Genomic DNA, 21,053 nt, shown 5'->3' with positions numbered 1-21,053 from the left:
GCAGCGGTTCGTTCGTGGTGTGCGCAGCTGTTGTGCGGTGACCGTGCGCGTCGTTTGTTGGTGACCGTGGGGCAGCAATGCCATGACCGAACGCTCAGGTCTCGTGTGTCGGGCGAGTAATTGCCTCGACGGTCGCGGTCGCGACGCGTACGGTCGGCGACCATGTCCATCGGAATCGTCGACAAGTCTGTGCCGCTGCGTGAGCGCCTGCGTGCTGCCCTGCCCGTCGCGATAAAGGTCCGTGACCGTAATGCTATTGCCGCGCTGCGGTCCGCCCTCGGCGCGATCGACAATGCCGAGGCCATCGACACCGTCGACGTCCGCGCAGGCGCCATCGAGAACAGCGCCGTCGGCCTCGGTGCGGCCGAGGCCCGTCGCCGCGACCTCACCGAAGCCGATATCGAACAAATCGTCCGGGTGGAAATCGCCGACCGACGCACCGCCGCAGACGAATACGACAGCCTGGGTCGCACGGACCGTGGCGATTCTCTGCGCGCCGAGGCCGCGACCCTGGACGCGCTGCTGTAACCACAGCGATTCGAGACGCAACCACGACCGGGCGCTCTATGGAGGGGCCCCGGGGCGCGTACCCGGCCGTCGCGCTGGACGCCCTGTTGCAAACGAGCCAGTACAACTGCCGTTAGGTCTGCGCCTCAGTCGGCAGCGCGTCGATGTACTTGCCAGCGATGAAGCGCTGGATGAGCCGGACCACCGGCCCGCCGATGCGCGCGTACCAGGCTGCATTGCGGGAGAACGCGGTAACCAACCCGTACACGGTGTCATCGGCGGGGTCGTACTCCACAGCGAAGAGTTCCTCGCCGATTTCCGGGTGGCCGGGCAGCGTGCCATAGGCGAAGCCGCACCGATCGGACTCGTCGAGCACGTACACCACGCGGCAGGGCGCCGTTATTGCCAAGGGGCCGAAGCCCAGTCGCACTGTCAACCGAGTGCCGGGCTCGGCGGTCGGTGTGCTCGCCTCTCGAAAGATGCCGGTGCCCTTCTGCATTCGATACGCCAGGATCTCCGCGCCCGCGTGCACGAACAGTGCTCGTCCGTGCCCGATCCGTCGCCGCAGCCGGAACCTACGGTAGCCGTCGGGCAGCGGCCCCTTGGTGGCGCCGACCTCGGAGTAGGTGAACGAAGGGTCGCCGAGCGCGTTGTCCATACGTCGATCTTCGCCGTCGGAACCGAGGTTCGGAAGTGATCGTCGACAAACGCCTCAGCCATGGTTGAGCACAGGCTTGAGTCGAAGCGGAACCGCATGCAACAACCCGAGCGGATCCACGTACTCACGCCGGTCGCGTCCGCCCGCCTCCCGCCGGGCACCCCAATGCAGGCACGCCGCCGCGGCGCAGCCCTCATGACCGGCCTCCAACTTCCCGATCGGCGTCCCACGCCCGACCCGGCTTCCCGCCGATACTGCTGCCTCGACCGGCTCGTAGGTGGTCCGCAACCCACCAGGATGGTCGATCGACACCACTGGCTTGTCCGCGACCTTCCCGGCGAACACGATGATCCCGTCCCCGGCCGCCAACACCACCTGACCGGCCATACCTGCTAGATCGACTCCGCGGTGACCGGGTAACCAATCGTGCTCGAGCTTGTCGAACCGCCGCTCGATCGATGGCCGCGGATGCAACGGCCACCCGAACTGCCCGGCCGGAGCTGCCGCAACCGGCCGCTCCGCCGCACTCAGCAGAGCGGCCACACCGATGACGACGAACACCGCCCGCCGCCCGCTGCGTCGACCGGCCAGCGCGCACTGTCCCGTGCCACCCGTGCCACCCGTGCCACCCGTGCCACCCGTGCCACCCGTGCCACCCGTGCCCGCTCTGCTGAAGCGATACATCCGAGATTCAGTGCGGAGGCAGCGGAAGCGGTACCTGCCGGACAAGATCCAACAGCCGGAGCAGATCACCGACAATGCGTGGCAAGTCACCCGCCGAACCGGTCCCCACCCCGAGCAGAGCTCCCGACCGCAACGGATCAGGACGCAGCAAGCCAGGCAAAGTTCCCAGGCCCGGGACCGGCTGAGCGAAGGCGCCCACCGAGCCCGTGCCCGCGGCGAGCACGGCCTCCCACCTGCTCGGCGCAGGGCGTGGCGGCAAGGACGCGTGGATATCGGCGGGAACAGGCGCAAACGGCCCGAACGTTTCCGGTGGCGTAGCCGCAGCGTTCGGAGCCATGCCCAGTGAGCCTGCGAACAACAGGGGAATGAACATTGTCAGGAAAATGCTGATGCGATTCATTCCTCAACCCTCACCCGCCCACACCCCCGGCAGTACCCCCGATCCGCCGATTGTGGACAACATCCGCAACTGTGGAGATCACGCATTTCTCCTGCACAGGAACCGTTCGGAGATCCTTCTTCGAAGGCCGATTTAGCCGTGGGCCGCCCAAGACGTAGACTGATCGAGCGGTCTGTGCGTGCATGGGCCGACTTCGCGCGCCACCCCGTGCTTGTTTGCAACGGCGCTGTTCGAACCGGAGCTCAATTCGTTCGCGGCAGTGTATTTGCGGAGCAGGGAATCGTCGGCTGGTCCTGATCTTCGTGGTCGGGTCCGATGATTCGGAGGCGCCAGGGCAGTAGATCGCCGATCTGCTGCGTCAACCGGCAATGAAAGAGAGATACGGGAGCTATGGCTGTCGTAACAATGAAGCAGCTGCTCGACAGCGGCGCGCACTTCGGACACCAGACTCGACGCTGGAACCCGAAGATGAAGCGGTTCATCTTCACCGACCGCAACGGCATCTACATCATCGACCTGCAGCAGACGCTGACCTACATCGACAAGGCCTACGAGTTCGTCAAGGAGACCGTCGCCCACGGTGGCACCGTTCTCTTCGTCGGCACCAAGAAGCAGGCCCAGGAGTCGATCGCGGCCGAGGCGACTCGCGTCGGGATGCCCTACGTCAACCAGCGCTGGCTGGGTGGCATGCTCACCAACTTCTCCACCGTGCACAAGCGCCTGCAGCGCCTCAAGGAGCTCGAGGCCATGGAGCAGACCGGTGGCTTCGAGGGTCGCACCAAGAAGGAAATCCTCATGCTCACGCGTGAGATGAACAAGCTCGAGCGCACCCTCGGTGGTATCCGCGACATGGCCAAGGTGCCTTCGGCCATCTGGGTCGTCGACACCAACAAGGAGCACATCGCCGTCGGCGAGGCCCGCAAGCTGAACATCCCGGTCATCGCGATCCTGGACACCAACTGCGATCCCGACCTGGTCGACTACCCGATCCCGGGTAACGACGACGCGATCCGTTCCGCCGCTCTGCTCACCAAGGTCGTCGCCTCCGCGGTGGCCGAGGGCGTGCAGGCGCGGGCCGGCGTCTCCTCCGGTGACGAGAAGCCGGAAGCCGGCGCGGGCGAGCCGCTCGCCGAGTGGGAGCAGGAGCTGCTCGCGCAGGCTGCCCCCGCCGCTGCCGAGGCCGAGGCCCCTGCCGAGGTCGAGACCGCCGCTGACGCCGCGGTCGCCGAGGTTCCGCCGGCCACCACTCCGGCCGACTTCTGAGCCTCTCGACGGCTTTTGTTCACCTTGCCGGCCTCTTCCAGTACGGGAGAGGTCGGCAAGGTGGTGTTACCACCCATTGACAACACACAGGAGGATCGCCACCGATGGCGAACTACACCGCCGCTGACGTGAAGCGGCTGCGGGAGCTCACCGGCTCCGGGATGATGGACTGCAAGAACGCGCTGGTCGAGACCGAGGGTGATTTCGACAAGGCCGTCGAGGTGCTGCGCATCAAGGGCGCCAAGGACGTCGGCAAGCGCGCCGAGCGCGCCACCGCCGAAGGCCTGATCGCCGCCAAGGGCGGTGTGCTGGTCGAGATCAACTCCGAGACCGACTTCGTCGCCAAGAACGACGAGTTCCAGGGTCTGGCCGACAAGATCGTGACTGCTGCCGCGGCTGCGAAGCCGGCCGACCTGGACGCGCTCAAGGCCCTCGACCTCGGTGGCCAGACCGCCGACGACGCCCTGCAGGCGCTGGCCGCCAAGATCGGCGAGAAGCTCGAGCTGCGTCGCGTCGTTTCCTTCGACGGCCCGGTCGCCACCTACCTGCACAAGCGGGCCACCGACCTGCCGCCGGCCGTCGGCGTGCTGGTCGAGTTCCAGGGTGAAGGCGACGCTGCCGCCGAGGCCGCGCGTGCCGTCGGCATGCAGGTCGCCGCGCTCAAGGCCAAGTACCTGACCCGCGACGAGGTTCCGGCCGAGGTCGTGGACAACGAGCGTCGCATCGCCGAGGAGACCGCCCGCGAAGAGGGCAAGCCCGAGGCCGCGCTGCCGAAGATCACCGAGGGCCGCGTCAACGGCTTCTTCAAGGATGTCGTGCTGCTCGAGCAGTCGTCGGTCACCGACTCCAAGAAGACCGTCAAGGCCCTGCTGGAAGAGGCCGGTGTCACCGTGACCCGCTTCGCCCGCTTCGAGGTCGGACAGGCCTGATCTACCTTCGAGACCCCTCGCGCTCCGCATCGGTGTGCGAGGGGTTTCGGCTGTCCGGGCTTGCTTGCCCCCGATTCCTTTGTCTGACCGGGCGAGCCCGGCAGTTCGGAGGGGGCCTTTTGCCGCCGGGGAATCCGGATAAGGCAGGATAGGTTCGCTCTACATTGCTGTCCGGCCGACCTGCTTGCCGTGAGACCGAATCCATCGCCGAAGGAGAAGTACACCCATGACGGACCCGGGGATCGACCGCCCAGGATATCGCCGGGTGCTGCTCAAACTAGGTGGGGAGATGTTCGGCGGCGGCAAGGTCGGGCTCGATCCCGACGTCGTGCAGGCGGTCGCCGAGCAGATCGCCGAGGTCGTCGCCTCCGGTGTCCAGGTGGCCGTGGTGATCGGCGGCGGCAACTTCTTCCGTGGCGCCGAGCTCGAGGAACGCGGTATGGAGCGGGCCCGTTCGGACTACATGGGCATGCTCGGCACCGTGATGAACAGCCTTGCGCTGCAAGACTTTCTGCAGCAGCAGGGGGTTGACACCCGGGTGCAGACCGCGATCACCATGGGCCAGGTCGCCGAGCCGTACCTGCCGTTGCGGGCCAAGCGGCATCTGGAGAAGGGGCGCGTGGTCATCTTCGGCGCGGGGATGGGCATGCCGTATTTCTCCACCGACACCACCGCCGCCCAGCGCGCCTTGGAGATCGGTGCCGATGTGGTGCTGATGGCGAAGGCGGTCGACGGGGTGTTCACCGCCGACCCTCGGGTGGACACGAGCGCCACCATGTATACCGAGATCACCCATAAGGAAGTCATCGAGCGCGATCTGAAGGTCGCCGACGCGACGGCTTTCAGCTTGTGTATGGATAACCAGATGCCAATCCTGGTGTTCAATTTATTGACGAAGGGCAATATTGCCCGCGCGGTCGCCGGTGAGAAGATCGGCACATTGGTTCGGTCCTGACCCCGCGACCTGCGGATCATGACGCTGACGACGCTGTGGAGGAAACGGTCGTGATTGATGAAGCGCTCTTCGATGCCGAGGAGAAAATGGAGAAGGCTGTCTCGGTTGCGAAGGACGATCTGGGTTCCATCCGGACCGGTCGCGCGAACCCGGGCATGTTCTCCCGGATTGTCGTCGACTACTACGGGTCGCTGACCCCGATCACCCAGATGTCGAGCATCACGGTGCCGGAGCCGCGGATGGTGGTGATCAAGCCCTATGAGCAAGCGCAGATGGGTCCGATCGAGACCGCGATCCGCAATTCCGACCTCGGGGTGAACCCGACCAACAACGGTGACATCATCCGCATCTCGATCCCGCAGCTCACCGAGGAGCGCCGCAGGGAACTGGCCAAGCAGGCCAAGAGCAAGGGTGAAGACGCCAAGGTGTCGATCCGAAATGTCCGCCGCAAGGCCATGGACGAACTGTCGCGCATCCAGAAAGATGGCGAGGCGGGTGAGGATGAGGTCGGGCGCGCCGAAAAGGAGCTCGACAAGACCACCGCGAAGTACGTCGGCCAGATCGACGAGCTGGTCAAGCACAAGGAATCTGAACTGCTCGAGGTCTGACGCCCTCGGCGTATGCCGATGTCATCGGACGTGGCGGCATGAGCGACGGGCCCGGAGGCGGCAGCTTGCGTAACCACGTAGGGCACCGGGAATGCCGCCAATGGAAGACAGCCGAGCGCCCGCCTCCGGGCGGGGAACGAACGGAACGACGAGTGAGCGACGGGACAATCGTGGCCGAGAACGCCGACGCGACCGGTGCGGCCGCAACGCCGCCGCCGGCGAACGGCACACCTGATGCAAAGCACGGGGACGTGCGTGACGCCGCGACCGCCGACAATGCCTCCGGTGGTGCGACCATCGACCAGGGTGCCGGCGCGGCCGACGCGACGACTTCTGAGGCCGTTCCAGCGGCGGCGAAGTCGCGGGCGGGCCGGAACCTGCCCGCCGCGCTGGCCGTCGGCTTCGGCCTCGGTTTATCGCTCATTGCGATCTTGCTCTTCGTGCCGAAGGTGTTCATCGGCGTTGCGGCCGCTGGCGTCGGCGTCGCCACCTGGGAGGTCGCCAAGCGGCTGCGCGAGGCCGACGTGTTGGTGCCGAGGATCCCGCTGATCGTCGGCGGCCAGACGGTGTTCTGGCTCGGTTGGCCGTGGGGCGCCAGCGGCGTCGCGGGCGCTTTCGCCGCCACCACATTGGTCTGCATGGTGTGGCGCCTGTTCGATCACGGACTACAGACCGCGCCACGAAACTTCCTGCGTGACACCGCGATCGCCATCTTCACGCTGGCGTGGATCCCGCTGCTCGCTTCCTTCGCCACCCTGCTGCTGCTGGAACCGGACGGCAACCTGCGGGTGCTGACCTTCATGATCCTGGTGGTGTGCTCCGACGTCGGCGGCTACGTGGCGGGCGTGCTGTTCGGCCGCCATCCGATGGTGCCGTCGATCAGCCCGAAGAAGTCGTGGGAAGGCTTCGGCGGCTCACTGGTCTTCAGCGTCATCGGCGGTCTGCTGACGGTCACCCTGCTGCTGGATGCCAACTCGATGATCGGTGTGGTGCTCGGCATCGGCCTCGTCCTGGTCGCGACGGTCGGCGACCTCATCGAGTCGCAGATCAAACGGGAACTCGGCATCAAAGACATGGGCACCCTGCTGCCCGGTCACGGCGGCATCATGGACCGCCTCGATTCGATGCTGCCCTCGGCTTTCGTGTCCTGGCTCGTGCTTTCCACGTTCCTCTGACGCCCGACGCGTGCGTGCCGGGAGCGTCCGGATACGCTCGGCGCGTTGATCTTCGGACGGAGTGGCTGCAGTGGGATTGTTTCGTCATGTGCCCCAGCGTGATTCGGCAGTCTTGCCGCGTGACGCCGAGTTCGAGTTCCTGTCGGAGGGCGAGGGCAGCAGGCTACGCGAGACGGTGTACCGCGCCTTCGCCGAACGTGGCTTCGAGGTAACGGTTTTCGGCACGCACGTCACCGATGACTCGGGGAACGAGTTCGGTTTGTACAACATCGCGGCCGCATGCCACAACGCCGCCGAAGGTCCCGAGATCTGGCCCGCGCTGATCGAACGCCACGTCGATCTCGTACTGCACAGCATCGATGGGGCGACCGATACGTCTGCGATGCCGACCGCCGAGGTGTGGTCGCTGCTCTATCCCAAAGTGGCGGGCGAGCATCAACTGGCCACCGGCGGGGACTACGGCTATGCCGCCGAACTGGCTCCCGGTCTGCACGCGGCGCTCGCACTCGATCTGCCCGACAGCGTCCAGACGTTGCCGTGGCAGTCGCTGACCGACCTCGGCGATCTGGATCAGCTGCGAGCGCGGGCGATGGACAACCTGCGCGAGCTACCCATCGAGCAGCACGATGTCATCGAAGACGAGGACGGCACGCGATTCGATGTGGTCGCAGGCGACTCGTACCTGACCGCGTCCTGGGCGCTACTGCTGGACGAACTAGTGGCGAAGCTTGTCGGTGCGCCGCTCGGCGACGACGGCGCGCTGGTGGCGGTACCCTTCCGCCACCTGGTCGCCTTCCACGTCATCGAGGGTCCTCAGCTGATCCCTTCACTGAACGCTATGGCTGGATTCGCGGCCGCCGAATACGCGGACCAGCCCGGCGCGATCAGCCCCTATGTGTTCTGGTGGCGTCGGGGACGGTGGACTCAGCTCACCCGGATCGACGACGAAGGTCTGGCCATCGTCGTCGACGAAGAGTTCCACGAGGTGCTCGAGCGCATGGTCGGCCACTAGCCACTCACGGGCGCTTGGCGACCCGCCTGAGCTGCACGATGCGGACTCCGCCGACGAGCGCCATCACCAAGGCGCCCGCGATCGCCGACAAGAGCACCAGGATTCCGACCGGCAGCGAGAAATCCCAGAACAGCAGATCCACTCTTTGCTGTTCGAGGTTCTGCAGAATGAAGATCAGCACCAGGATGCCGATCAGCGCGGCGACGATGAGGCCGATCCAGGTGTATCCGGTCCGGGACTTCGCCAAGGTCCTGGCGACGGGCTTCGGCGGTGTGGGAGGGACAACAGGTTCTGTCGGCCGACCGAGCTGCGGTTCGGACGACTCCTCAGCGTGGCTCGTCATGGTCCGATCATCGTCGATCGCTATGACCCGCGCACGTATTTGCGCGCGGGGGATCCGTATGGTCGCCGGATCGGAACCTGTCTGCCTTTCGGCACGGTGATCCGAGCCTCGAGCAGTGACCTTCGTCGCGTCGGGCGTCGCGATCGTCACCTTCGGTCGGCAGCGAGCCCAAGGGATGGGACACTGGAGAAATTATGACCGTCTCCCTTCCGCTTGTCTTCGATGCTCCGCGCCGTGGTATGCCCCCTCGGCACCTCGCCGACCTCGATGCCGACGGCCGTCGCGCGGCGGTCGAGGAACTGGGACTGCCGAAGTTCCGAGCGGACCAGATCGCCAGGCAGTACTACGGCCGCCTGCAAGCCGACCCCGAGCAGATGACGGATCTGCCCGCGCCGGTGCGCGAGAAAATCGGCGAGGCACTCTTCCCGCCGCTCATGTCGGTCGTGAAGCACGTGGCATGTGACGCGGGTGAGACGCGAAAGACTTTGTGGCGAGCAGGCGACGGCACCCTCCTCGAGAGCGTCCTCATGCGCTACCCGGACCGCGCCACCCTCTGCATCTCCAGCCAAGCAGGTTGCGGCATGGCCTGCCCGTTCTGTGCCACCGGCCAGGGCGGCCTGAACCGCAACCTGTCCACCGCCGAGATCGTCGACCAGGTCCGCGCAGCTGCCGCGGCCATGCGCGATGGCGAGGTTGCGGGCGGACCCGGTCGGCTCTCCAACATCGTCTTCATGGGCATGGGCGAACCGTTGGCCAACTACAAGCGGGTAGTCGCCGCAGTCCGCCGCATCACCTCACCCGCCCCGGACGGTTTCGGTATCTCCCAGCGCAACGTGGTGGTCTCCACCGTCGGCCTGGCTCCGGCGATCCGCAAGCTTGCCGACGAGGATCTCTCGGTAACCCTCGCCGTCTCTCTGCACACCCCCGACGACGAGCTGCGCGACACCCTGGTCCCGGTGAACAACCGCTGGCCGGTGTCCGAGGTCCTCGACGCCGCCCGCTACTACGCCGACAAGAGCGGCCGCCGGGTCTCCATCGAGTACGCGTTGATCCGCGACATCAACGACCAGCCCTGGCGTGCGGACATGCTCGGTCAGAAGCTGCACAAGGCGCTGGGCTCCCGGGTCCATGTCAACGTGATCCCCTTGAACCCGACCCCCGGCAGCAAGTGGGACGCCAGCCCCAAACCTGTTGAGCAGGAATTTGTTCGGCGCGTCAACGCGCAGGGCGTCCCCTGCACCGTCCGCGACACCCGCGGCCAAGAAATCGCCGCGGCTTGCGGGCAGTTGGCTGCGGAGGGCTAGGGCCTTCCCAGTGATTCAGCGGCGTAGCCGCTGAACCGCGTCGTCCATGTGCTCGACCAGTAGGGTGCGGGCACGGGATGCCGGTCCGGCCCCGATCGCCTCCCGCAGCTCGACGTGTTCTCGGGCTTGCTCACGCAGGTCCGGATAGGCTGTCTGCAAGGCGCCCAAGCACATTCGGGTTTCGATCAGCAGCGTGCGGGCCGCGCGGACCAGTCGCGGGCTGCCCGCGCTGTCGACCAGGGCCTCGTGGAAGGCTTGGTCGGCATCGGACACTCCGACGGCGTCGCCGCTTTCGGCGCGTGCGCACATTTCGGTCACGCTGGGACCGAGGGCGGTGTAGGCGACGTCCCGGCGACCGTCGAGAATGAGCGCGAGCGCTCCGCCCTCGATGGCGGTCCTGGCCCGATAGATGTCGATGACATCGTCGATAGTCAGTTCGATGACGAAGATGCCGCGATTGCGGATGCTGTAGAGCAGACCTTCGGAGAGCAGTCGCTGCATCGCTTCGCGCACCGGACCACGTGACACCCCGAACCGCGCCGCGAGGTCGGCTTCCCCGAGCTGGGCGCCGGGCACGAGATTGCCTCGCATTATGGCCTCCCGCAGCCGGTCGGCGATCATTCCCGCGGTCGACTGCAGGTTTACCGGCTCGAAATCAACGGCCGACATAGGTGTCCCTTTCCGAGAAGAGAGTACCGAGTGCCACGGCTGTCGCAGTGTCGCCGCCGGCCAGTCGCAGGCCCTCCCAGATGGTGACCTGGTTGGCGGTCAGCACTGTCTTGCCCACGGTGGCCTCCAGTTCTGGGAGCACCGCAAGGGTGTGCATGGCGGTGTCGGGAATCAGCAGGGCTTGCGCGTCGGGGTGATCGTTGGCCACCGCAAGTTCGCGCACCTGCGCGGGGGTCATGGTCCCGACCTCGGCGGCGGTGTCGATGCCTGCACTCGACAGTGAAACCACCTGAATTCCGGCGTCGGCCAGGAACTCCACGAACAGTCGTGCGACCTCATCGGGGTAGCTGGCGGCGACGGCGACGCGGCGCACGTCGAGCGCGTGTGCGGCCGCGATGAAGGCGAGGCTGGTGCTGGAGGCCGGCACGCCCGCGGTCGCTGACAGTGCGCGCACCTGGTCACGGGCGCCCTGCGGTCCGTACACGAAACTGCCCGAGGTGCAGGCCCAGACGACCGCGGCGGGCTGTTGTGGCGCGAGCAGTTCGGCGCCGTGGCGCAGCTTGTCCGGGCTGCCCAGATCGAGCAGTTCGGGAATAGCGTGCAGATCGGTGCCGTAGATGTGGGCCACTGGTAGCCGTGCGCCGAGGACCGCCGCGGCCAGAGGATAGTCGTCCTCGGCCGCGTGGTCGGGGTAGATGAAACCGACGGTTGGTGCCTGCATGTGCTGTTCTTCCAGTCAGAAGACGTTGAGTAGCCACTTTCCCGGACCTGTCATCGGCAGTTTCATCCGGCCCAGGCAGGCCCACATGGTGAGCTGGTTCGCGGTGAGCACGGGCTTGCCGAGGGCTTGTTCGAGTGGCTCGATGACGTCGTAGGTGGGCAGGTTGGTGCAGCTGACGAAAATGGCCTGGGAGCGAGGGTCATCGGCGCCGACGATGCGTTCGGCGATAGTGCGGTAGTTGACCTTCCAGATGCCGCCGCCCAATCCGAGGTGGTCGGAACGGATTACGGTGCAGCCGGCCTCGGCGAGGAAATCGTGCAGCTTGTGCGTGAGGATCTCGTCGTAGGGGGTGATCACCGAGACTCTGCTGATGTCCAGATGCCGAACAGCCTCCACGAGTGCGCCGGAGGTGGTGACGGCGTCTTGCGCCCCGGCCAGGCAGATCGTGTCGCGCAGTGACTTCTCGTACGCCAACCCCCTGATGAAACTGCCCGAGGTGCACAGGTAGGCGACCACTTCCGGCTCCACGTGCAGCACGTCGCGGGTTGCCGCGGTCAGGTGCGCGGCATTGGATACCAGTTCGGCCATTGCCAGTGAAACCGGAACCGGTTCGTAGGGTGTGCGGGCGAGGTGCAGGCTGACGTCCAGGGGCGCCCAGCGCCAGAGCTCGCGTTCGAGCGCGAGGTCGAAAGGTGCGATGATCCCGATACCCCGCTGTGCGACGGGCCCTTCGATATCGGGAATGCTCAGATGCAATGCGGCCCCTCTCGCGCTCAGCCGGATAGACCTCCGAGAACGATCGGATTGTTGACAATCATACGATGTGATTTTAGTGTGTCAATGTGGAACAGGGCCCGATTGTCACCGTCCTGCACAGTGACAGTGTGCCCGGCGCGGACCTCATGGCCCCGGTGGCCGGTCGGGCCGAAGTGCGTTACACCACAGCTTCCGGGCTCGCCGACGCGGTGCGTGGTGCCGACATCTTGTTCGTCTACGACTTCTCGACTCGCGCGGTTCCAGGCGCCTGGCACGCGGCCGATCGGCTGAGCTGGCTGCACATGGGGTCGACCGGAGTGGATCCGGTGATGTTCCCCGAGCTACGGGAAAGCGAAGTGATGGTCACCAACACGCGCGGCGTATTCGACACTGCCATCGCGGAATACGTGCTGGGTCAGATCCTCGGTTTCGCCAAGGATCTGGCCGGATCGCTGCGCTTGCAGCAACAGCACGAATGGCGCCACCGTGAGTCCGAGCGGATCGCGGGCGCCAGCGTTCTGATAGTCGGCACCGGCACGATCGGCCGCGCCATCGCGCGGCTGCTGCGCGCGGCCGGGATGACCGTGCGCGCGGTGGGCAGGCAGGCGCGCACGACCGATCCCGATTTCGGCGCCGTCGGCACCGATCTGCATGCCGAGCTGCCCGCGGCAGACTACGTCGTTGCGGTCGCGCCGTTGACGCCGCAGACCCGGGCAATGTTCGATGCCAGGGCATTCGCCGCGATGAAACCGCATGCCAGGTTTGTCAATGTCGGTCGCGGGGAACTCGTTGTAACCGACGACCTCCTCGCCGCACTCAATACGGGATCGATCGCCGGAGCGGCCCTCGATGTGGTGGATCCGGAGCCGCTGCCGACGCGACACCCGCTGTGGGATCTGCCGAATGTCCGTATCACTCCACACAATTCGGGTGACTTCATCGGCTGGCGAACCGAGATCGTCAGAGCGTTCACCGAGAACTTCGACAAATGGATCGCCGGCCGGCCGTTGGACAACGTGGTCGACAAGGAGCTGGGCTACGTTCCCGGCTGAAGGAGCGCAGGCATGAGCTACCCCGACATCAACAGCGCCACTCAACCGGATGCGATGAGCGCCGTGGAGTTGGTCTCGGCCTACGCGGCCGGAGCTCTCTCGCCGGTCGAGGCGACCGAAGCGATCCTGGAGGCCATCACGGCCCGTGACGGCGAGTTGAACGCCTTCTGCCTGGTCGATCCCGATCGTGCGCTGGTGCAGGCCAAGGATTCGGAGTCGCGCTGGCATTCCGGCTATGCCCGTGGGCTGCTCGACGGTGTGCCGATCTCGATCAAGGACATCTTCCTGACCGAGGGCTGGCCCACCCGGCGCGGCTCCACTGCGGTCGATCCGAGCGGTCCCTGGCTGGTGGACAGCCCGGTCGCGGCCCGGCTGCGCGAGGACGGCATGGTGTTTCTCGGGAAGACGACGACGCCCGAGATCGCCTGGAAGGCGGTCACCGACAGCCCTCTGACCGGTATCACCCGCAACCCGGCCGATCCAGCGATGACGGCAGGCGGCTCCTCCGGCGGCAGCGCCGCCGCGGTGGCGGCAGGAATGGGCCCGGTGTCGGTCGGCACCGACGGCGGCGGCAGCATCCGTATTCCGGCGGCATTCTGCGGCATCGTGGGCTTCAAACCGACGCACGGCAGGATCCCGCTGTATCCGGCGAGCCCTTTCGGTCCGCTGGCGCACGCGGGGCCGATGACCCGGACAGTCGAGGATGCGGCGCTGCTGATGGACATCCTGTCGTTGCCCGATCCTCGCGATCCGACCGCACTGCCGCCCACGGTGACGACCTTCCGTGGCCAGATGCTGCGCGACGTGCGCGGGCTCACCGTCGCCTACTCGCCGACCCTCGGTTATGCCGAGGTCGATCCGGAGGTCGCCGCGATCGTGGATGCGGCGGTGCGGCAGTTGGCCGAGGCCGAGTTGCGGGTCATCGCGGCCGACCCGGACTTCGGCGACCCGCGCGAGGCATTCGAACTGCTGTGGGCCGCCGGTGCGGCGACCATGCTGGCGAAGTTCCCGGACGGCGCACGCGAACAAGTGGACCCGGGCCTGCGCGCGGTCTGGGAACGTGGCGAATCCGTCGGTGCCGTCGACTATCTCGACGCGCGCGATGTGGCCGCCCAACTCGGTATCGCCATGGGCGCTTTCCACGCCACCTACGACGTGCTGATCACCCCGACGATGCCGATCACCGCATTCGAGGCGGGCCACGATGTCCCACCCCGCAGCGGGCTGGACGGCTGGCCGCAGTGGACACCGTTCACCTACCCGTTCAACCTCACCCAGCAACCCGCGATCAGCATCCCCGCGGGCACCACTCGCGCGGGGCTGCCGGTCGGCCTGCAAATTATCGGGCCGCGCCACTCCGACGATCTGATCCTCGCCGTCGCGCGCTACGCCGAGCAGGTGTTGGCTGCCTGACCGCTGGGATCGGATCGTAAGCGCCCGCAGGCGATTACGCGCGGGCGAACGCCAGGGTTTCGCCCTGGACGCCGTGTAGCCAGAGGGTGTTGCAGGCAGTCGCGATGTCGGTCAGGCCGTCTTCGATGGTGGCGAAGACATTGCCGGGAACCCAGCCCATATCGCCATTGATGAGCAGGTTGTTGCGGCCGTAGAAGATAGCCAGATCGGTGGCGCCCTGGTCGTGGTGCGCGGTCGAGCCCGGCTCGTAGCCGTAGGCCGGGTTGCCGATCTCCCACGGTTCGAAATCGAACAGGCACACGTCGCCGGGGATGGGGGTGACGGTCGGGTTCTCCCGGTGCGGGGCAGCGCCGATCCGTGGCACGAGGGTGTACACCTCGTTGCGGGCGTACTTGGCGTGGAACGCATCGCCCTCTTGCGGCAGCGCGTCCCACACCGCGTCGCACGTTCGGGGTGCTTCGGCGTCCAGTAGTCGGGCGCGGCAGGTCACGCCCGCCTTCGTCAGCGTGATGGTGATGTAGCGGGCCATCGGTCCTGCTTCCTGGTCATCGCTCCGAGGCGAGCTCGGCGGGTACGGGGCGGGGCAGCTGCTAGCGGGTCCTTTCGAGCGACTTGCAAGCAGTCGCCAGCCGACGGTGCGCATGCGGTCGATTCACAGTTCGGCGAGAACTGCCGACCAGATCGCGAGCGCGTCGTCGATCTGAGTATCGGTCACGATCAGCGGCGGGATCATCCGCACCACGTTCATGTGCGCACCGCAGGTGAGTAGCAGCAGCCCCTCCTCGACCGCCGACCGCTGGGCGGCGGTGGCGGTGGCAGGGTCGGGTTCGCCTGTCGCAGTGGTGAATTCGGTGCCAGCGAGCAGTCCGAGGCCGCGCACATCGCCGATCGCCTTGGTGGCGCTCTCCCGCAGACCGGCCAGCAGCTGTGCGCCGCGCGCGGCGGCGTTGTTCACCAGCCGCTCCGATTCGATCACGTCGAGCGTGGCGATCGCTGCCGCGCAGGCCACGGCGTTGCCGCCGTAGGTTCCGCCTTGGGATCCCGGCCACGCCTTGGCCATCAGCTCGCGTGACGCCGCGATCCCCGACAGCGGGAACCCGCTGGCCAGTCCCTTCGCGATGGTGATGACATCGGGGCGGACCCCGAAGTGCTGATGCCCGAAGAACTTTCCGGTCCGGCCGAAACCGGTCTGGATCTCGTCGAAGACAAGCAGGATGCCGTGCCGGTCCGCGCGTTCGCGCAGCCCGCGGAAGAACATGCTGTTGCCGGGGATGTAGCCGCCCTCGCCCAGCATCGGCTCGACCACGAACGCGGCGGTCTCGGCGGGGGAGGTGACGGTGGCGAAGAGGTAGTCGAGCTCTCGCAGCGCGAAGGCGGTGGCCTCTTCTTCGGTCCAGCCGTAGCGGAATGCGGTGGGGAACGGCGCCACGTGCACGCCGGACATGAGCGGGCTGAACCCGGCGGAGAAGCGGGTGCCCGAGGTCGTCATGGTCGCCGCGGCGACGGTGCGGCCGTGGAATCCGCCGTGGAAGACGATGACGTTCGGCCGTCCGGTCGCCTGGCGGGCCAGGCGCAGCGCGGCCTCGATCGCCTCGCTGCCGGAGTTGGCGAAGAACAGCGTGTCCAGGTCGTCCGGCAGCACCGCGCCGAGCCGCTCGGTGAGCTCGAGCAGTGGCCGATGCATGACGGTGGTGTATTGGCCGTGGATCAGGCTGGCGACCTGGGCCTGGGCCGCCGCAACCACGTGCGGGTGGCAGTGCCCGGTGCTGGTCACGCCGATGCCCGCGGTGAAGTCGAGATAGCGGCGTCCGTCGGTGCCGTACAGGTAGCAGCCCGCGCCGTGGTCGACGGTTATCGGGGTGGCCTGCTTGAGGACGGGGGATAGCTCGGTCATGGTGATCCGCCTCCCGGGGCGTGGGTGGAGCGCGTATCCGCAGATTGTCTATTGTCGGATTGTTGACAATATGCATAACATGGGCGCGGGGGTCGCAGCAATGGGTGGTTGTCTCGCCTGTGGTCGGCCCGGCGCAGTCCGCGGGCGGACTTCGTCCTGCTGCTCCCATCAGACGGAGGCTGCGTCAGCAATGAAAGGAGCTCTGCGCCATGCTCACCGAGACCACCCTGACCGCGGCGGAACGTGCCGCGATCGACAGTGTGCCGACGGGTCTGTACATCGGCGGACAGTGGCGCGGCACCTCCGGCACACTGCCGGTCACCGATCCGGCGACCGGGCAGCTGCTGTGCGAGGTGGCCGACGCCGAACCGGGCGCCGGGCTGGACGCCCTGGCCGCGGCCGACCAGGCGCAGGCGGAGTGGGCGCGGACGCCGCCGAGGCAGCGCAGCGACATCCTCATGGACGCCCACCGGGAGCTACTCGCCGATACCGAACGACTCGCGCTGATCATGACCCTGGAGATGGGCAAGCCGTTGGCCGAAGCCCGCGGTGAAATCGCCTATGCGGCAGAGTTCTTCCGCTGGTTCGCCGAGGAAGCCGTCCGCCTCGACGGCGGATACCTCCCTGCTCCGGCGGGCGGATCGCGCTTTCTGGTGACCAGGCAGCCGGTCGGCCCCAGCCTGCTCATCACGCCGTGGAATTTCCCGCTGGCCATGGGCACCCGCAAGATCGGTCCGGCACTGGCCGCGGGGTGCACCTGTGTGGTGAAACCCGCTGAGCAGACACCACTCTCGATGCTGGCGCTCGCCGACATCCTGGCTCGGGTCGGCGTCCCCGCGGGTGTCGTGAATGTCATCACCACGTCCGACCCGAGTGCGGTGATGACGCCGCTCATTCTGGACAGCCGCTCCCGCAAGCTGTCGTTCACGGGTTCGACCGCCGTCGGCAAGGTACTGCTCGAACAGTGCGCGCGGACCGTGATGCGCACCTCGATGGAGCTCGGTGGCAACGCGCCGTTCATCGTGTTCGACGATGCGAATCTCGACGAGGCCGTCGAGGGTGCGGTCGCGGCGAAGATGCGCAATATCGGGCAGGCGTGCACCGCCGCAAACCGAATCTTCGTGCAGCGCAACGTCGCCGAGGAGTTCGCTAGTCGGCTCGCCGCCCGGCTGGCAGCCCTGCCGATGGGTCGTGGCACCGAGCCGGGAGTCGTCGTCGGTCCGCTCATCGACGCCGCGGCGGTGGCGAAGGTGGAGAGCCTGGTCGCCGATGCTGTCGGCCGCGGCGCCACCGTGCGTACCGGCGGAGCGGCGGTGGACGGGCCAGGAAACTTCTATCCCGCGACCGTGCTGACCGGTGTGCCGGACGAGGCCGAGATGTGCCACACCGAGATCTTCGGACCGGTCGCGGCGATCGGCACGTTCACCACCGAAGCCGAGGTCGTCGTGCGCGCCAACGACACGCCGTATGGATTGGTGGGTTACGTCTTCACCGAGAATCTGCGGCGCGGATTGCGGGTGTGCGAGGCACTGGAGACCGGCATGGTGGGCCTGAATCAAGGAGTCGTGTCGAATCCCGCCGCGCCGTTCGGCGGCGTGAAGGAATCCGGGCTGGGCAGGGAAGGCGGCCTGACCGGCATCGATGAGTTTCTGGAGACCAAGTACATAGGAGTGCGGTTGTGAGCGAGCGAACCGACGACACAGCGACGCCTGCCCGCGCAGCGGAGCCGAGCGCCAGAGAGGCAGAGCTGTGAACACACATCACATCGCAACCATTCCCGGCGACGGCATCGGCGTAGACGTGACCGCCGAGGCCGTCAGGGTGCTCGACGCGGTGCTGCCCGGGATCGAATGGACCGAATTCGACTGGTCGTGTGAGAACTACCTGCGCACCGGAGCGATGATGCCCGCCGACGCGCCCGACCTCCTGGCCGGGTGCAACGCGATCCTGCTCGGTGCGGTCGGATTCCCCGGTGTCCCCGACCATGTGTCGTTGTGGGGGTTGCTGATTCCGCTGCGCCGGGCCTTCGGCCAGTACGTGAACTTGCGTCCGGTCCGGCTGCTGCCCGGCACCGAATCGGCGTTGCGCGACCGCACCGCCGACGACCTGGACATCCTGATTGTGCGGGAGAACTCGGAGGGCGAATACTCCGCGATCGGTGGCATGCACAACCCCGGCCGCCCGGACGAATTCGTGCTGCAGGAATCGGTGTTCACGCGGGTCGGCTGCGAACGGATCATCCGCTACGCCTTCGAACGGGCCACCGAACGCGACGGCCGGTTGTGCTCGGCCACCAAATCGAACGGCCTGCTCCACTCGATGCCATACTGGGACAGCGTGTTCGAGCGAATCGCCGCGGAGTACCCGCAGGTGGCGACCCGGCAGCTGCATGTCGACGCGCTGGCCGCCGAAATCGTGCTGCACCCCGATCGGCTGGATGTAGTCGTCGGGTCGAATCTGTTCGGCGACATCCTGTCCGACCTCGCCGCCGCTGTGACCGGTGGGCTCGGCCTCGCCCCCTCAGGCAATATCAATCCCGACCGCACAGCGCCGTCCATGTTCGAGGCGGTGCACGGCAGCGCGCCCGATATTGCTGGGCAGGGCATCGCCAACCCGGTCGCGCAGATCCTTGCTGGAGCCATGCTGCTCGACCACCTTTGCGAGCACGCCGCCGCCGCCGCGGTGGACCGCGCGGTCTGCGACGTTCTGCGCGAGGGTCGTATCCGCACGCCCGACCTAGGCGGCACTGCGACGACCGGTGATCTCGGTAGCGCCATCGCGCGCCGCGCGGCCGAGTTGACAGCCGCCGGGCGCGCGGCGGTAGAGGCGCATTGATCGCCACACGGCAGTCGGAATGCGGTCAGGGTGAGATGCGGTTCTTCCTCGCCGCGAAGCACCATGCCATGGCCGGGCACAGCGTTGTGCCGTTCGCGGTCGACAGCGTTCGGGATCTCCGCGTGTGCGCGAGTCGAATCTCTGGCAGCTTCCGATCGGCCCGGATTTCGGCGTCGGGGCGCCTCGCCAAGTGTGTCGAGCGTATGTGGACGACCAGGTTCGTCAACACGACCGAACCCGCGAATTCTTGCGGGCGGTGCTGGACGAACACTGACCGATGGGTTGGCCGAGAAGTACATCTCGGCCGCCGCGGGGCTCGCGGTAAATTAGCGACGAGGACTCCGCAACACCCCGGTACCAGGTGAACAACCGCTGGTCGGTGTTCGATGTCCTCGCCGCCCGCTACGTCGAATAGGGAAAATCGCGTCGCGCGCGAGTGAACGTGCGCCGATAGTCGCGAGGAGCGATGCCGCGGCGCTGAACGAATTGCTCGAGGACTGGCTGTCCGCAGGAGGCGCCGCTCGAGTCGCCGGGCTGTTCGCCGTGACATCGCCTTCGGAGTCCGAGGGGTAGACCGGGTCGGTAACGCCTGCCGCCACGAAAACGCCGTTGCCTGTCGGCAATTGGCGATGAAAGGATGAGCCGTTTCGACCCGTGAGATCGGTGCGGCAGCAATTCGGTGCGACCGAGCTGGTTGACCAGACGGACTGGTGGGGTTCCCCACCGCTGTGGACAGGCGATGTTTCCGATTTCCGGTTACGCTCCCCGCCATGACGCTCTCGACCCGGTCGGATGGTGGAATCGTGCTCGGGCTGTCTTGCGGACAGCCCGGCGGCAGCGCGGAGCTCCTGCTGACAGCAGCGCTGTCCGCCGCCAGGGACGGCGGCATGGACGCGCGGCTCGTCAGGCTCGACGACCTGGAGATCGCACCCGGTCCGAACACCGGAACAGCCGACGACACCGCATGGTTCTGGGAACAGCTCATCGAGTGTGATGCGCTGATCGTCGCCGTCCCGGTGCTGACCAGGACCATCCCCGGCCGCCTGAAACTTCTCGCAGACCGCATCCTCGGGCCCAACGCCGACGCCGCCATCACCACCGAGCTGCTGCGCCTGCAGGCCTCCGGCGTAACTCCCGCGGTGTCCTTCCGAGTGGACGAACGTGTCCTCAGGCCACGAGTAGCCGGATTCATCGCTGTCGGAGGGTCTTTGACGCCGCGCTGGACTACCTTGGCGCTGCCGCTCCTGCACACCCTGACCTTCTCCATGCGGATCGCAGTGGTCGATCAGGTGCAGTTCGCGGGCGCGGGCATGCCGCGAGCCATCGTGCTCGACGACAGCGCAATCGCGCGGGCAACCCAGCTCGGCCGCAATGTGACGGGGCAGGTCGGCGTGCGTTTCCAGGACGCGAAGTACCTCGGTGACAAGCCTGGCCTGTGCCCCTCGTGCCACCTGGATGTTTTCGTACTACGCGGCCAGGAAGCCGAGTGCGCGACCTGTGGGGCGAGCGGCGAACTCGTCGTGGTCGACGGCGCGGTCACTGTGCGGTTTCCTGCGGGCGAGGCTCGTGGCTCTGTGACGTCGATGGAGGAGCTGCGCGACCACTTCTTCGAGATCCAGCAGACCGCGGCAGGCCAGGGTGCGCAGGCGGACGAGATAGCGCGGCGCGCAAAGGTTTATGAGCCGTCTGCATTCACCGTCCGCCCTGAGCGGTAGCAGTGAACATATGTGTAGGCGGTCCCTGCTCGCGGGACTCAGCGGGCAGGAAATCGCCGCCGTCTAGGAACTAGGATCGGCGGATGAGCGCCGAGGAGCTGCGTCAGACGGCAACGGAAATGGGCAGGCGGCGGGTAACTGTCCGGAGTCCGGTTCGGCA

The 21,053-nt window shown here is 66.8% G+C and carries 22 protein-coding genes; 13 read left to right on the top strand and 9 right to left on the bottom strand.

The window, feature by feature from the left end; genetic code table 11:
- The first annotated feature begins 162 nt into the window (after positions 1–162).
- Complete coding sequence (locus tag OHA42_RS32185) at positions 163–528, top strand: hypothetical protein (RefSeq protein ID WP_406231507.1); 366 nt, start codon at positions 163–165, stop codon at positions 526–528.
- Between the two features lie 112 nt (positions 529–640).
- Here OHA42_RS32185 and OHA42_RS32180 read toward each other — a convergent pair whose 3' ends face one another.
- Genes OHA42_RS32180 through OHA42_RS32170 form a run of 3 tightly spaced genes read right to left on the bottom strand, consistent with a single transcriptional unit; the run spans position 641 to position 2,249 of the window.
- A complete protein-coding gene (locus OHA42_RS32180) occupies positions 641–1,165 on the bottom strand; it encodes a DUF1990 domain-containing protein (protein ID WP_406231505.1) in 525 nt (174 codons plus the stop codon).
- Between the two features lie 54 nt (positions 1,166–1,219).
- Positions 1,220–1,849, bottom strand: a complete 630-nt coding sequence (locus OHA42_RS32175; protein ID WP_406231503.1) for a M23 family metallopeptidase — start codon at positions 1,847–1,849, stop codon at positions 1,220–1,222.
- A gap of 7 nt (positions 1,850–1,856) precedes the next feature.
- Positions 1,857–2,249 (bottom strand): hypothetical protein, encoded by a 393-nt coding sequence (locus tag OHA42_RS32170; protein ID WP_406231501.1) that lies wholly within the window; start codon positions 2,247–2,249, stop codon positions 1,857–1,859.
- Positions 2,250–2,639: 390 nt separating this feature from the next.
- On the opposite strand from OHA42_RS32170, the gene rpsB reads away from it, so the two are divergent.
- From rpsB to OHA42_RS32140, 6 genes are all read left to right on the top strand, one after another.
- Entirely contained in the window at positions 2,640–3,512 is an 873-nt protein-coding gene (gene rpsB, locus OHA42_RS32165; protein WP_406231499.1) for a 30S ribosomal protein S2, read from the top strand.
- 104 nt (positions 3,513–3,616) lie between these two features.
- Positions 3,617–4,441: a translation elongation factor Ts gene (gene tsf, locus OHA42_RS32160; protein WP_406231497.1), complete on the top strand. Its 825-nt coding sequence runs from the start codon at positions 3,617–3,619 to the stop codon at positions 4,439–4,441.
- 226 nt (positions 4,442–4,667) lie between these two features.
- Positions 4,668–5,396: a UMP kinase gene (gene pyrH, locus OHA42_RS32155; protein WP_406231495.1), complete on the top strand. Its 729-nt coding sequence runs from the start codon at positions 4,668–4,670 to the stop codon at positions 5,394–5,396.
- A 50-nt stretch (positions 5,397–5,446) separates the two neighbouring features.
- Positions 5,447–6,004, top strand: coding sequence for a ribosome recycling factor (frr, locus tag OHA42_RS32150; protein WP_379067672.1), 558 nt, complete (start codon positions 5,447–5,449; stop codon positions 6,002–6,004).
- A gap of 296 nt (positions 6,005–6,300) precedes the next feature.
- On the top strand, positions 6,301–7,179 hold the full coding sequence (locus tag OHA42_RS32145; RefSeq protein WP_406239756.1) for a phosphatidate cytidylyltransferase: 879 nt from the start codon (positions 6,301–6,303) through the stop codon (positions 7,177–7,179).
- Between the two features lie 70 nt (positions 7,180–7,249).
- The gene (locus OHA42_RS32140; RefSeq protein WP_406231493.1) at positions 7,250–8,191 is read left to right on the top strand and encodes a hypothetical protein; all 942 of its coding nucleotides are present in this window, start codon (positions 7,250–7,252) and stop codon (positions 8,189–8,191) included.
- Between the two features lie 4 nt (positions 8,192–8,195).
- Here OHA42_RS32140 and OHA42_RS32135 read toward each other — a convergent pair whose 3' ends face one another.
- Positions 8,196–8,534 (bottom strand): lipopolysaccharide assembly LapA domain-containing protein, encoded by a 339-nt coding sequence (locus tag OHA42_RS32135; RefSeq protein WP_406231491.1) that lies wholly within the window; start codon positions 8,532–8,534, stop codon positions 8,196–8,198.
- A gap of 194 nt (positions 8,535–8,728) precedes the next feature.
- Here OHA42_RS32135 and rlmN point away from each other — a divergent pair, with 194 nt between their 5' ends.
- Positions 8,729–9,838 (top strand): 23S rRNA (adenine(2503)-C(2))-methyltransferase RlmN, encoded by a 1,110-nt coding sequence (gene rlmN / locus OHA42_RS32130; RefSeq protein WP_379067678.1) that lies wholly within the window; start codon positions 8,729–8,731, stop codon positions 9,836–9,838.
- Positions 9,839–9,853: 15 nt separating this feature from the next.
- Here rlmN and OHA42_RS32125 read toward each other — a convergent pair whose 3' ends face one another.
- The 3 genes from OHA42_RS32125 to OHA42_RS32115 are packed head-to-tail and all read right to left on the bottom strand — an operon-like array spanning position 9,854 to position 11,984.
- The gene (locus OHA42_RS32125; RefSeq protein ID WP_406231489.1) at positions 9,854–10,507 is read right to left on the bottom strand and encodes a GntR family transcriptional regulator; all 654 of its coding nucleotides are present in this window, start codon (positions 10,505–10,507) and stop codon (positions 9,854–9,856) included.
- Positions 10,494–11,228, bottom strand: a complete 735-nt coding sequence (locus OHA42_RS32120) for a maleate cis-trans isomerase (RefSeq protein WP_406231487.1) — start codon at positions 11,226–11,228, stop codon at positions 10,494–10,496. The genes OHA42_RS32125 and OHA42_RS32120 overlap by 14 nt, the downstream gene beginning before the upstream one ends.
- A 15-nt stretch (positions 11,229–11,243) precedes the next feature.
- Positions 11,244–11,984, bottom strand: coding sequence for an Asp/Glu/hydantoin racemase (locus OHA42_RS32115; RefSeq protein ID WP_406231485.1), 741 nt, complete (start codon positions 11,982–11,984; stop codon positions 11,244–11,246).
- 86 nt (positions 11,985–12,070) lie between these two features.
- Between OHA42_RS32115 and OHA42_RS32110 the strand changes: the two genes are divergently transcribed.
- Positions 12,071–13,036: a D-2-hydroxyacid dehydrogenase gene (locus tag OHA42_RS32110; protein ID WP_406231484.1), complete on the top strand. Its 966-nt coding sequence runs from the start codon at positions 12,071–12,073 to the stop codon at positions 13,034–13,036.
- A gap of 12 nt (positions 13,037–13,048) precedes the next feature.
- Positions 13,049–14,449, top strand: coding sequence for an amidase (locus tag OHA42_RS32105; RefSeq protein ID WP_406231482.1), 1,401 nt, complete (start codon positions 13,049–13,051; stop codon positions 14,447–14,449).
- Between the two features lie 34 nt (positions 14,450–14,483).
- On the opposite strand, the gene OHA42_RS32100 is transcribed toward OHA42_RS32105, so the two are convergent.
- Both OHA42_RS32100 and OHA42_RS32095 read right to left on the bottom strand, forming a co-directional pair.
- Positions 14,484–14,978, bottom strand: coding sequence for a DUF3830 family protein (locus tag OHA42_RS32100; RefSeq protein WP_406231481.1), 495 nt, complete (start codon positions 14,976–14,978; stop codon positions 14,484–14,486).
- A gap of 123 nt (positions 14,979–15,101) precedes the next feature.
- Complete coding sequence (locus OHA42_RS32095; RefSeq protein WP_406231479.1) at positions 15,102–16,343, bottom strand: aspartate aminotransferase family protein; 1,242 nt, start codon at positions 16,341–16,343, stop codon at positions 15,102–15,104.
- A gap of 209 nt (positions 16,344–16,552) precedes the next feature.
- Between OHA42_RS32095 and OHA42_RS32090 the strand changes: the two genes are divergently transcribed.
- The 3 genes from OHA42_RS32090 to OHA42_RS32080 all read left to right on the top strand — a co-directional run bounded on the left by OHA42_RS32090 (position 16,553) and on the right by OHA42_RS32080 (position 20,893).
- Complete coding sequence (locus OHA42_RS32090; protein ID WP_406231478.1) at positions 16,553–18,025, top strand: NAD-dependent succinate-semialdehyde dehydrogenase; 1,473 nt, start codon at positions 16,553–16,555, stop codon at positions 18,023–18,025.
- Positions 18,026–18,092: 67 nt separating this feature from the next.
- The gene (locus OHA42_RS32085) at positions 18,093–19,178 is read left to right on the top strand and encodes a tartrate dehydrogenase (RefSeq protein ID WP_406231476.1); all 1,086 of its coding nucleotides are present in this window, start codon (positions 18,093–18,095) and stop codon (positions 19,176–19,178) included.
- A gap of 770 nt (positions 19,179–19,948) precedes the next feature.
- Complete coding sequence (locus tag OHA42_RS32080) at positions 19,949–20,893, top strand: flavodoxin family protein (protein ID WP_406231474.1); 945 nt, start codon at positions 19,949–19,951, stop codon at positions 20,891–20,893.
- Positions 20,894–21,053: the final 160 nt, after the last annotated feature.

The organism is Nocardia sp. NBC_01009 (assembly GCF_045208035.1).
Lineage (GTDB): Bacteria > Actinomycetota > Actinomycetes > Mycobacteriales > Mycobacteriaceae > Nocardia.
This window is presented reverse-complemented; position numbering and strand designations above follow the sequence as displayed.